This window comes from Eikenella corrodens (assembly GCF_003990355.1).
Taxonomy (GTDB): domain Bacteria; phylum Pseudomonadota; class Gammaproteobacteria; order Burkholderiales; family Neisseriaceae; genus Eikenella; species Eikenella corrodens_B.
In genome coordinates this window covers 2295981-2307902 of the sequence record NZ_CP034670.1, presented here as the reverse complement: position 1 = coordinate 2307902, position 11922 = coordinate 2295981, and the positions used below count along the sequence as shown (strand labels likewise).

At 49.2% G+C, this 11922-nt stretch carries 10 protein-coding genes and 1 tRNA gene; 7 read left to right on the top strand and 4 right to left on the bottom strand.

Translation table 11 applies throughout. From position 1 onward, the window contains the following. The first annotated feature begins 63 nt into the window (after positions 1-63). Complete coding sequence (locus ELB75_RS11715) at positions 64-1476, top strand: hypothetical protein (protein WP_126984046.1); 1413 nt, start codon at positions 64-66, stop codon at positions 1474-1476. A 23-nt stretch (positions 1477-1499) separates the two neighbouring features. On the opposite strand, the gene ELB75_RS11710 is transcribed toward ELB75_RS11715, so the two are convergent. Next, complete coding sequence (locus tag ELB75_RS11710; protein WP_126984045.1) at positions 1500-2729, bottom strand: ATP-binding protein; 1230 nt, start codon at positions 2727-2729, stop codon at positions 1500-1502. Positions 2730-3294: 565 nt separating this feature from the next. Between ELB75_RS11710 and ELB75_RS11705 the strand changes: the two genes are divergently transcribed. The 4 genes from ELB75_RS11705 (at position 3295) to ELB75_RS11690 (ending at position 6194) form a co-directional block, all read left to right on the top strand. Then, entirely contained in the window at positions 3295-3654 is a 360-nt protein-coding gene (locus tag ELB75_RS11705; RefSeq protein ID WP_126984044.1) for a hypothetical protein, read from the top strand. Between the two features lie 372 nt (positions 3655-4026). Beyond that, positions 4027-5439 carry a hypothetical protein gene (locus ELB75_RS11700; RefSeq protein ID WP_126984043.1) on the top strand — a complete coding sequence of 471 codons (1413 nt, stop codon included), beginning with the start codon at positions 4027-4029 and terminating at the stop codon, positions 5437-5439. After that, positions 5420-5695 carry a hypothetical protein gene (locus ELB75_RS11695; RefSeq protein WP_126984042.1) on the top strand — a complete coding sequence of 92 codons (276 nt, stop codon included), beginning with the start codon at positions 5420-5422 and terminating at the stop codon, positions 5693-5695. The genes ELB75_RS11700 and ELB75_RS11695 overlap by 20 nt, the downstream gene beginning before the upstream one ends. 220 nt (positions 5696-5915) lie before the next feature. Next, positions 5916-6194, top strand: coding sequence for a hypothetical protein (locus ELB75_RS11690; protein ID WP_126984041.1), 279 nt, complete (start codon positions 5916-5918; stop codon positions 6192-6194). A gap of 968 nt (positions 6195-7162) precedes the next feature. Here the strand turns inward: ELB75_RS11690 and ELB75_RS11685 are convergent. Next, positions 7163-7885, bottom strand: coding sequence for a metallophosphoesterase (locus tag ELB75_RS11685; protein ID WP_241236085.1), 723 nt, complete (start codon positions 7883-7885; stop codon positions 7163-7165). A 151-nt stretch (positions 7886-8036) separates the two neighbouring features. Here ELB75_RS11685 and ELB75_RS12965 point away from each other — a divergent pair, with 151 nt between their 5' ends. Together ELB75_RS12965 and ELB75_RS11670 are read left to right on the top strand one after the other, a co-directional pair. After that, entirely contained in the window at positions 8037-8510 is a 474-nt protein-coding gene (locus ELB75_RS12965; protein WP_241236084.1) for a metallophosphoesterase, read from the top strand. A 1568-nt stretch (positions 8511-10078) separates the two neighbouring features. Beyond that, a complete protein-coding gene (locus tag ELB75_RS11670) occupies positions 10079-10357 on the top strand; it encodes a hypothetical protein (RefSeq protein ID WP_126984039.1) in 279 nt (92 codons plus the stop codon). A gap of 63 nt (positions 10358-10420) precedes the next feature. Here the strand turns inward: ELB75_RS11670 and ELB75_RS11665 are convergent, their stop codons facing one another. Together ELB75_RS11665 and ELB75_RS11660 are read right to left on the bottom strand one after the other, a co-directional pair. Continuing rightward, positions 10421-11443, bottom strand: coding sequence for a tyrosine-type recombinase/integrase (locus ELB75_RS11665; RefSeq protein ID WP_126984038.1), 1023 nt, complete (start codon positions 11441-11443; stop codon positions 10421-10423). A 252-nt stretch (positions 11444-11695) separates the two neighbouring features. Next, positions 11696-11771: transfer RNA gene (locus ELB75_RS11660), tRNA-Glu, on the bottom strand. Positions 11772-11922 lie beyond the last annotated feature (151 nt).

Here is an 11922-nt window from a genome sequence, read left to right as displayed (position 1 = left end):
TTTTGTTTAGTACAGATACTTACAGTAGAATCAGTTCTGTTATCCGTAGATGACTCTTGGAAAATGATTGAACAAAAAGAATCAGAGAAAGAATTAGTTGTATTTGACTCAGCGCATTTGGCAGCTTGGTCTGCCCGAAAAATGCGCAAGGCAGCGAAGGCCGAGAAGGCAGCTGCCACCATGGAGGAAGAGTGGAGTGAGCAGATCCTGTTAAACGAGATCCTGAGGGTCTGCCTGCAGAAGGCGGCCGATCTGCTTGGCGTATACAATCCAGATGGCTTGGCCATTACCATGAACGACTGTATCACCTGGGCCGTGGAGGCTGCCATCGCCAAAACGGCTGAGCAGTACCAATTTTATGACAATACATTTAATTTTATAGAAGCACCCGTCATCAACGGCTGGAACAATTTCCGTTTTACCTGCCGTTTTTCCAATGAAAACTTGAAGCAGGAAATGGGGGCGGCACTAACCTGCTGGCGGCGCATGAGCGGCTACAATGTCAGTTCCAGTGTGTTTATCAATTTTGCGATCGTATTATTTTTGCAGCATACCGGCTTTGTATTCTACGATCTTGATGGGCAGGAAATAGCAGACGCTTTCAACATCCTGGCAGCACCAGAATCACAGCTGGGTAAGATCGAAGTACGTTTGGGCAACAGGCCGCAAGTTGTTTTCAGCCAGCGTGCATACGGAGGACGTTTTTTCCCCGCCGTGTTTTATCCGGTCGGGCTACCTGAAAATCCAGCAGAAGAAATTGAAGAATGGGAAGATTTGGCCTTACGGCTACCCCTAACTTTGTACCGCGTGGTAAACATGTGGGCAAGTGCCTGCCAACTGGAAGCAACAGAACGACTACAGCAATACGATCCCGCTGCGGGCATAGCCGTGCAAACTGATGAACGGACTTGGGATTATTCATTTGAAGAAGCCGTCCGCATGGCTATAGACATATATATCCGGCTGGAAGAATACGCGCAGGCGAAACAAAAACCGGTTTGGGGTGAAGCTTGGCAGACAGTATTGCCCGGATCCGGTTTGCCTGAAGCACTGGCACCCAAAACCACCGCACACCCCGAAAAAAACATCGAGTATGTGCGCGTCATTCCGCGAATTGCCAAAGCTAAGCTGGCACAATGGAGACAATATTCCGGTTCGGACAATAATAAAGCGATGATGGCCTTGACCACCATGTTGCAGCTATACGGGCTGTATGTCAGTGATGCCGAAGATGATGGTCTTCCGCCTTTGCAGGTAATGAGTTTATGGCAATATTTCCGCATGGCCAAAGGGCATGAGCTGTACGTCCTGCGCGAACGGGATCTGTTACACCTGCGAGATGACCGCATGACCAACCCGATACGGATTCTGGATGAACTGTTTTACCGCTACGACCAAGATTATTTCATCGGCTCAACAACAGAAAATGAGGAAGTCTCCGCCGAGAGTGTCGTAAAAAGAAGGATACAGCGTTAGCTCGAAAATAGTTTCAGGTAGCCTCAAACATAGGCCGCAGGCACGGCAACCAAATTCTCTGCCAACCAGATTTTTTGCGGGTACTGGTTGATGATCGTGCCGTGGGCGATGCCCAATTCGTTTGCCGGCAGCGTGTTGCGCAGCAGGTTGAAAGCGGCGGCCATTTTTTTATTGGGATTGGCGGTGGCTTTGATTTCAACGGGGTACAGCATCTGCTGATGTTCGATCAGTAGGTCGATTTCTTTTTGATTAGTATCGCGGTAAAAATAAATCGGTGGTTCCTGGCCTTGGTTGTGGAAGGATTTGATGATTTCACCCACGACAAAAGTTTCAAAAAACTGCCCGCTCTTGGCTCCGTTTTGAATGGTTTCCGGCGTCAGCCATTTGGTCAGGTAGGCCATCAGACCCGTATTCAACATATAGACTTTCGGGGTTTTGATGGCGCGTTTGAGGTGGTTGTTGCCGTAGGGTTGCAGCAGATAGACGATGCCCGATGTTTGCAGCACGGTGAGCCAACGCTTGACGGTATCCACCGATACGCCGGTTTCCTGGGCCACGCTGCTGTAATTCAATAGCTCCCCGCTGCGTGCGGCAACAGCAATCATAAACCGTGTGAAATCGCCGCTGCTGCCTACATTGACCAATTGGCGCACGTCGCGTTCGATATAGGTGGCGACATACGAGGCATAGTAAACCTGCCAGTCGGTCTCGGGCTGCTCGTATAAGCGCGGCATATCGCCGCGGTGGATAATCTGCCAGATATTTTCGTGTTCGGGTAACCTGGATACAGGGTTTCGGTCGGCCAAGTAGCCTTCGTCCGGCACAAAGGCCGCCTGAAAATCATCGCCGCGCATTTCGCGCCACGACAATCCGTTTAATTTCAATACCGCAATACGCCCGGCCAGGCTTTCGCTGACGTTTTGCATCAACTCAAAAGCCTGCGAACCGGACAGCAGGTACAGGCCGTTCTGCTTGCGCCGGTCTATATCCATTTTCACCAGGGGGAACAGCTCGGGGGCGTATTGGACTTCGTCCACAATCAGCGGCGGCGTGTGGTTCAATAAAAACAGTTGCGGCTCGTTTTTGGCTTGGTCGAGCAGCAAGGGATCATCTAAGGTAAGGTATCCGTATTCTGGCGCAATGTGCTGAAGCAGCGTAGATTTACCGACCTGCCGCGCACCGGTCAGCAACACGGCGGGGAATTGGGCGGACAGCTTTTGCAGGACGGATTGCAGGTGACGTGGGTAATACATAATAAAATCTAGTTTAATTTAAGACTGAATCTTAGATTAAACTAGATTTTTGTGCAATACATCTTATTTTGTGTAGCAATGATGCCGTAGGCCTCACCGCGAAACAGCCGCTATATACACTCCTCGTTATACAGGCGGACATAGTCCTCGGATGTGATGTGCCGCTCATCCTAGCTGTTGGGCAGATAATCAACAATAGGGATCGGGCTGCATAACACGGTAGATTCTCCGGCGGTACAAAAGGTGCGTGAAGAGTTAACAGCATTAAGCGATCAGCGAGCATAACAGGAAGTAGCTGATGATGCTTACAGATACGCTAACCCGACTAAAAACAGAACCGCTCTTTCCAGTTAGGCAAGCTGACCGACAAAGGCACGTCCGAACCACTGCTGAAACCAGAACATGCTCTTTCGCAGCTACAGAGCGTTTTTGACAGGGTTCAGATGGCGCTAAGGGGTGAACTCATGGACACAGTACGCAGGTCTCTCTGCTTCAAGCACACTCAACAGAACAGCAACGGATACTGCGTTCAACCCGTAGTGATATCAATGCGGTCTTAGCGGCAGTGCAAGGTATCAAATATCCTTTCCATTACGGCTTCTCCGGCAACGCCGAATACAGCCAAAGCAAAATCGACGCCGACCACCTCAGCGCCAGCGAACAATCCGGCCTGTATGCCGGCGACGACGGCTTTCAGGTAGCCGTATCCCGCCATACCGAGCTCAACGGCGGCCTCATCGTTTCCAGCCAAAGCGCCGAACAGAACGGCCGCAACCGTTTCCAAACCGGCAGCCTCGGCCAAAGCGACCTGGCCAACCACAGCCGCTACAGCGGCAAGAGCTTCGACTTCGGCATGAGCGGCGGCATCAACGGCAAAGGCAAACAGGAAATCGGCGACAGCGGCAACATCCGCTGGGCCGCCTAAGGGCAGAGCGACGCCAACGGCATCACCCAAGGCAGGGGCGGCCGCTTCAGCCAAGGCTTCGGCTTCGGCAAAGAGCAGGACAGCCAAAGCAGCAGCACCCAAGGCAGGGGCGGCCGCTTCAGCCAAGGCTTCGGCTTCGGCAAAGAACAGGACAGCCAAAGCAGCACCACCCGAAGCGGCATCGGCACGAGAAACATTCAGATTACCGACGCCGCCGAACAGCAGCGCCGCAGCGGCCAGAGCGTACAACAGGCTGCGGCAGGCATCTACACCGATCGGCGCAGCGAGACCGCCGATGCCACCGCAGGCTACCTGAAAAACGGCTTTGACCGCGAGCGGGTGGAAAAAGAACTGGTCTTGCAGCAGAGCGTCATGCAGCAATTCGATCAACAAACCCGGCTGGGTATCCGCCAAGCCATCATCAACCGTGCCACCGACAAATACATTCGGGCAATGGAAATCCGCGCCCAAAACAACGGGGTGGAAACTGCAGAATCCCGAGTACTGGAAGCCGAGGCTGCCAAACTGGAACGCAACGCTTCATATTTGGATACAGCCTTAGGCATTCTTTGGGCAGGCAAGCCCGACGTGGCCGCCGCACAGGTAACCGCCCAGCATGCCCAATACGCCAAGAATGCCGCCACCCACATCACCGCCGGGCAGATTTACCGGGTTGAATGCACAGGGCCGAACCTGCAATATTTCTGCCGCGACATTTACAACACTCTAGAGGGCGCAGCCAAACATGATGGTAGTCTGATAACCGAGGAGGCCAACGAAAAAGTTCCATTTGATGGCGTTGCCACCCAAATCTTCGATCCGAGAAGCATCATGACAGGCGGCACCATCGTCCGCAAGAATCCCGGCATTTACAACAATAAAGAGCAGGCCTTCCGAAACGCTGTCCTACACAATCCCCGGGCAGCACAGAACGGCACACTCTATGTGGTGGTAAACAACCCTTCTGCCGGCGTTGTCCCCGGCCTAAGCGAAGTCGTCTTCTATGCCGGTTACGACAAAATCAACGAAATGACGGGTGCTCACCTGCCTCTGACCAACGCACAGAAGACAAACGTGCAGCTTAATCTGCTGGCAAGCCAAACCAACACCAAAATCCGTGGTAGCGACCACAGCCGGGGTACGCTCACAGAAAGTGTCAGCCTGCAATACACCAACAACATATTGGGGGTAAGAAATATCCCGCTGGAAAGCGTCAAATTCCACGGGCCGGCAGCCAACGGAGTACGCTTTTTACGCCAATTGCGCGAAAACGGCTATCAAGACAGCAATGGTGTGGCAACCACCTTGTTCCTGGCCAGTAATAATACCGATTTTGTGGGCGGCGGAGTTGGTGCCAATCCCACAACTGCCGGGACATGCGTAGGTTTGCCTTTTGGTAAATGCTATAACCATAGTAGTTATAATGGTTGGGAGACGATAGAAAGAAACTTAAAAGATGCAAATGGTCAAGATATTTTGGATGCTAGAACAGGTAAAGCCATTGTTAATCCAGAGTTTAGAAAAGTAGATGATACTGTTGAAACTCTAAATACGCTAGATGGATCTGGTAGGTATATTAATCCAACTCTACCTAAAATTTTTACGCAGGGAGCAGATGGCAACTTATACACTATTGATCGTTTTGGTAACGTAAGCGCATACGATCCAAGAACTTTAGATAAAATAGAAGGGGTAAAACTTCCTCAAGCAACCAAAATACGGATTAATGGAACAGACTATTTTGAATTCCAAGGAAGGAGATATCATGCAAAACCATTCAATTAATTCTCTGGCAATAATAGTGATATCCAGTCTGCTGCTCAGTGCTTGCAGTATGTCTGATTGGTGGAATGGGCATTATGCAACAAGAGCTGCATTTATTGATTCTATGAGAAAAGAATCAGCCTACTATGCCGCCGAATCGCCGGAACAACGAGAGTTACGTAGAAAAAATCGCTTAATTTGTGATAAAGAAACTGGTTATAACAGGTGTATGCGCCGCTTAGGAACGCCTGTTTGGCACGATGGATTGGATAAGTAATCTTAGTTAGGGCGGTAAATAGAGTTTTATCAATCCATCTCGCTATCTAAAGTTCTTACGCATGGAGCAGATGGCAACTTATACGCTATTGATCGTTTCGGTAACGTAAGCGCATATGATCCAAGAACTTTAGATAAAATAGAAGGGGTAAAACTTCCTCAAGCAATCAAAATACGGATTAATGGAACAGACTATTTTGAATTCCAAGGAAGGAAATATCATGCAAAACCGTTCAATTAATTCTCTGGTGATAATATTGATATCCAGTCTACTGCTTAGTGCTTGCAGTATGTCTGATTGGTGGAATGGGCATTATGCAACAAGAGCTGCATTGACTGATGCTTATAATGAGCAGGTAGCTTATTATGCTGCCGAATCACCGGAGCAACGAGAGTTACGTAGACATAATCAGCAGATTTGTAATGCAAAATACAAAGATGCAGATGCCGCCTATGATAATTGTATGCGCAGATTGGGAACACCAGAATGGCCAGGTTAGAAAATTGAAGTAGATATCATGCAAAAGCATTCAATTTATTCCATGAAGATAATATTGGTATCCAGTCTGTTGCTCAGTGCTTGCAGCATGTCTGATTGGTGGAATGGGCATTATGCAACAAGCGCTGCTATACAGCGAAGTATACAAAGAGAGAATGCTTATTATGCTGCTGAATCTCCTGCTACAAAGGCCCTACGTGAGAAGAACCACCCTATTTGCTGGTCTGAAGCGGTACATGAAAAAGATAGGTCTCTATTTACTCCTGTGTATGATAGGTGTATGCGCCGCAGGGGTACGCCTATGTGGCACGATGGATTGGATAAATGATCTAGTGAAGATAATAGGATAGAAAATAGCATTAGGCTACCTGAAAAATCCCCTTTGTCTCGTCCTTCAGCCTAACCGTTCTTTAACAACCAGCTACTTCAACCCTGTTTGCAACCCCAAAGGCTACCTGAAATTTTCAGGTAGCCGCTACTTGTTTTCTTACCCACCACAGCGACCGACACCAAGCTCGCCGCCAATTCCGCCGAGCAGAGCAGCCACGGCCGCGTCAACATCAGGACCGTCCCCAAAGCTGCCGGCAACACCGGTAGCGGCAGTAATGGCAAAGGCGACGGCGAGCGCACCACCTACCGCCACAGCCACATCGGCAGCAGCATGCAGGGGGGGAGAGGACGCAGTCGTGGGGATGTTCGGATGGGATGGGGCTGGCGGGGATATTGGGCACGGCATGTTCTTTGAGGGGTAGTTTTTAGCTTCCCAGAAACTCAGCCTCGGCTGCGCCAAGACATCGTTTTCAGGTAGCCTCAAATATAGGCTGCGGGCGATATGTGATATAAATACAGTTCAATTTAAGTTTAAATCTTAAATTGAACTGAATCCTTACACAATGTACGGATATGTTATGCGGCAGCCCCGCCTGCTTAGGCTACCTGAAATTCCTCCGAGTAAGCGCTACACCTCAATCAAACACCCGTCCCGATAACCGTTGCGCCCGATTTCGTTGGGATAACCCAAAGGATTGATGACCACGCGGCAGCCTTGAATATTGGCATCATCGCTGTGTGCGTGTGCCCGGCAAACCAGTAGGCAAAGCCGGTCAAATCGACATCGTTGATGAAATAGGGATTGAGCGGCGATTCGGCAAACTGCGGGGCGGTGCAGGCTGCATTCGGCGGGAAGTGGGTCAGGACGACGGTGTCGGCCGCGCCGCGAAACCGCCGTATCCATGCCCATTCTTCGTTATACAGACGGACATAGTCCTCGGGCGTGATGCGCCGCTCGTTTTGGCTGTCGGGCAGGTAATCAAAAATATAGGCGAAATCGGCCACGGAAACCTGTGCCAGATGGCAGTTTTGCTCAAACTGTCCGGCGCTGACTTGGTGCTGCCTGAAATTGCTGAACAGCGTGCCGCCGACAAAGGTCCGGCCGTTGATTTGCACGGTTTTGCCCGCGCGCAGACAAGGTTCGTCGCGCAATTGCAGGTGTACATCGCTTATGTTTTCATGATAATAATCATGATTGCCCAATACAAAAACATAGGGCTTGCCCGCCTCGTTGCAGGCTGCCTGAAACTGCCGCATGGCGGCCAAGCCGTTGCCGAAATCGCCGGCGTGGGCAATCACATCAGCTTCGGGATGAAGGGTATAGGGGCTGCCGTGGGTGTCGGAAAGGAGCTGGATTTTCATGGGGATACGGTTTCAGGTAGCCTGCAACGAGAGATGGGAAACGGTTCGCCGGTATTGTATCATTCCGTCTGAAACCGTTTGACACGATTGGCGCCGAGTATCGGCGTTGATGGTTCACGCTCATCCATCATTCAATTAGGAAACTTATACCATGCCGACAGCCCGCACCGTCCAACTCAACTACATCTCCGATATCCACCTGGAATGGCTGTTCGACAAACGCGGGCTGCTGCAAACCGATGTACCGGACGAAATCTACCTCCCCCTGTTCCGCTGCAATAAGCAGCCTGCAACGCAACACAATCTGCTGATGATTGCCGGCGATTTGACCGAGGCCGGGAAGTTCCACTATTTCGTGCCGTTCCTGGAAAGCGTGATAGCCGACAACGGCTTTGATAAAGTGTTTTACGTGATGGGCAACCACGAATACTACGGCGATGCCCTGCACAAGGTGGTTGGACGGATTCAGGCGGCTTTGGACGGGCCCGATGCTGAAAGCGCACATGAGCATCCTGCACAATCAGTGCGCCATGCTCGACAACGGGCGCGTGCAGATTATCGGCGCACCGTTTTGGTATCAGGTGGCGCATGGGGACGAATATGCGGTGGCACAAAGATTGAGTGATTACCGCTACATCAAGGTCAAACGCGGCAATCGTTACGCCAAACTGCTGTATCGCGACGTGCTGGCGGCACATTATCAAAGCGTGTGCTTTATCGAAGAAACGCTGCGTGCCAGCCCGTCCGGCGTGCAAAACATCCTGTTCACCCACCACCCGACCAGCCGCCTGTTCGGCGATGCCGACCTGGGCTACGGCACGGTACTGCCTGCGAGATGGGCAGCGGATGCGGAAATCGGGCTACCTGAAAAGCTTGCAGCCTGCATCCACGGCCATGCCCACCAACACCTGCCCGTGCATTACGCCAACGAATACGGCATTCCGACGGTGAGCAACACCATCGGCTATTATCAGGAAGAGTTTAAGCCCGACAGCCCGGCGGGGCGGCAGCAAATCAAAGACGGGCTGCCGTTTTTGATGGTGTGAACCAGGTAACGTAATTAAAGCGACAAGAGGGATGGTTTGCCATCCCTCATTTTTTTTCTGCGTCATCAGATCAAAATCAACCGTGTTGTTGATACTTCCGGCTGCTGCCTGAAGGCTGGATGGAGCCGTTATTCTGCATACTCAAAGATATCGGTAGGCACAAATGCAAGATACTTAATTGATAATATTAAATAATTTACTATATCGTTGAATCAAAACGAATATTGCGGGTAATGAAAACAGTATCAACGACGGAAGCATCTACAACGGACCCAGGTACTCTCCGGTCTTTAGGGGAGTGCTGCCGGTCGTTGGTATGCATCATCACCTCTTGCTTAGGTTTTATCTTTTAGTGAGTAAAAGAACCAGGTCCTTGCAATCATCTTTCAGCCAAGCAAAGCTGTCTGCCTCAACACCCCTTTTGATTGCGGACTTGGTCTCGGCAATCTGCCCTTTGCCCGCCGGTATGACTTTCTGCATCGGTGCGGATATGCTGTGAGTAAACACCTTAAAGTGACTTTAACCCGACATGCATCACAGTTGTTGCCGGCAGTGACTTCGGTACGGATTCCATTTGTACTAATACGCTGATCTGATTTTGTCAGCCACCGATAAACCAGGTCCGGATAACGCCAGCGATACCTACATCGGCGCACAGGATATTGGAACCTTGTCCGCTTAATTGGTGCTTGATTAGGTCCAGCAGATGGGGAAGTGTGCCTGACCGGGTTCTCCAGTTAGTGAGTTTTGCCAAGGTCTCGGGCATAAATCACTTCAAAAATATCAATCCATTGATATTTAATGTCATTTTTAATTTATATTAAAAACCATGCTGCGCTCAGCATTAACAGGACCTAGTTCCATTACATGAATACACTTGTGCCCATCGTACTTTTTATAGGGATAACCAGCTACGCCAATCCAAAGTGACCTGTTATCCATTCAGTGAACAAGGGCTTTTCCAAGTTTCAAACCGCCATATGGTCTGCCGATATTCATCCTCCTTTGAGGATGGGCTGAAAAAAATTTTAGGGTTTTTTACTGCTAATATAGTTGGTACCGATATAGGCAATAGATACGTACCTGACATTGTTGCTTATTCCAACGGTAAATCAACCACTCCTATTGATCGTATGAAAGGATTACCATGAATTACGTCTATAACGATTGTATGACTGTCCATCCTACAACGGAGCGCTGTTTAGTATTGATCCATTTAACGGAGCAATCCAGTTTGCTGCTGAATACACAAGATGTGGCTCTGCTGTTTGATTGTAGCTATGACCATGTGTATAAGCGTATTATCAGTCATCCCGAATTTCCCAAAGCCATACGCCAGGTCGATGGTAAAATACGTAAACGTGAAGAGCGGCGCTGGATCGCTGGAGATGTCATTCGCTATATTCGCAGTTTAAATCGACATTAATGCTTTGAATAATATAAAGACAGCCAGAATTGCTTCGGGCTGTCTTTTCGTACGCTGTTCAAATTAATTGGATGCATGCATTTTAGCTGCTAACTCTTTCGCTGTTGGAGAATAATAAGTATTCAGCAGAATACGGGTATCACGATGCCCGCTAATTTTTGCTAAGTCCATCACGTTATATATTTTGGCCAAACGTGTTAAGGCTTCGCGTCTTGAATCATGGAAACGAATTGTATCCTGGAGAAGGCTACGTTGTTTCAATTTTCGGAATAGGGCATCCAGTGATGATCTGGTTAGATTAAAAACCTGATTATTCTTTTTGACTTGCTGCATTTGCCTAATAATGATTTTGGCCCTTTGGCTAAGTGGCACATCACGTGGATGTCCGTTTTTGGTTCTCGGTAGGTGAACATAGTTCTCCTTAAGAAAAACATTATCCCAGGAGAGAGAGCAAATCTCCCCTGCTCGCATTGCGGTTTCCAATGCAAAGTAGAACGCGGCTGCCACACGTTGTGTCGCGGTATCTGGTGTACACATCAAGCTGTAATTGGCAGCATAGGCAATTTGTTTAGCAGCTTGATTAGAAATGCGCTGTGTCCTAGCAGGTGCCCCTGCCGGTTTCTCCAGGCGCAGCATGAAATTTTCAGGAATAAGCCGCCATTCTGTGCTGGCATACGTTAAAACATTAGACAGTACATTCCATTCTCTACGTACTGAAGATGATTTTACTTCCTTCAGCCTTTGATCTGCCCACTGCCGGAAATGCATTTCAGATAAATTCGGTAAACGAACATCTGCCAATGGCAACGTTAAGATTCTATCGAGCAGATTGGCCTCATATCGATAACCACGCTTTTTCACTGAAACTTCTTTTTGATAACGTAGCAATACTTCGGCAAAAAGAATATTGGGGCAACCGCCAAAACGCATGGTACGCCAATCAGTCTCAATTTTGTTTGCCCATGCTTCTGCTTCGACTTTACGTGGGAAGGAGGCTGAACGATTGATTGCAGGCAGACCGTCAGTAGCGCGATGACGTACTTGGGCAAACCACATACCATTTGTTTTTTTACTGATTGAAGCCATGATTAAGTCCTTTCGAGAAAATTAAAGAAAGTATTTGCAGTATAACCAAAAATTGGGGATATTTTATTTAACCACCTAATGCAATCGGTAATGCAAATCTAATGCAATCATAGCCAAAATTGAACAGAAAACGAACTACTCAAAACTAATTGTAAATAAAAGTTAATAGAAAAGGATTAATGGTAATCCTCTGATTTTAGAAAATAAAATAATAAACCCGTACTGTTGCTCAGTAAGGGTTTATTTGAAATCTGGCACGCCCACGGGGATTCGAACCCCGGTTGCCGCCGTGAAAGGGCAGTGTCCTAGGCCTCTAGACGATGGGCGCGTGCGGGAAAGAGCGCGCATTATACCGATGCAACGTGCGCTGTCAAGCGGCGGTGGGCGCGGGCGGTTTTGAATTTGCCTCTAGGCAGAGGCAGGCGCTTGAGCCGTGCAGCCGCGATGCCTTCAATTTGTACAGCCTGGGTTCGCTTATT

Bases quoted from the DNA above. Each gene is read 5' to 3' on its own strand.
- ELB75_RS11715 (WP_126984046.1), top strand. From the start codon at position 64: ATGATTGAACAAAAAGAATCAGAGAAAGAATTAGTTGTATTTGACTCA.
- ELB75_RS11690 (WP_126984041.1), top strand. From the start codon at position 5,916: ATGCAAAACCGTTCAATTAATTCTCTGGTGATAATATTGATATCCAGT.
- ELB75_RS12965 (WP_241236084.1), top strand. From the start codon at position 8,037: ATGCCGACAGCCCGCACCGTCCAACTCAACTACATCTCCGATATCCAC.
- ELB75_RS11685 (WP_241236085.1), bottom strand. From the start codon at position 7,885: ATGAAAATCCAGCTCCTTTCCGACACCCACGGCAGCCCCTATACCCTT.
- ELB75_RS11665 (WP_126984038.1), bottom strand. From the start codon at position 11,443: ATGGCTTCAATCAGTAAAAAAACAAATGGTATGTGGTTTGCCCAAGTA.
- ELB75_RS11670 (WP_126984039.1), top strand. From the start codon at position 10,079: ATGAATTACGTCTATAACGATTGTATGACTGTCCATCCTACAACGGAG.
- ELB75_RS11700 (WP_126984043.1), top strand. From the start codon at position 4,027: ATGCAGCAATTCGATCAACAAACCCGGCTGGGTATCCGCCAAGCCATC.
- ELB75_RS11695 (WP_126984042.1), top strand. From the start codon at position 5,420: ATGCAAAACCATTCAATTAATTCTCTGGCAATAATAGTGATATCCAGT.
- ELB75_RS11710 (WP_126984045.1), bottom strand. From the start codon at position 2,729: ATGTATTACCCACGTCACCTGCAATCCGTCCTGCAAAAGCTGTCCGCC.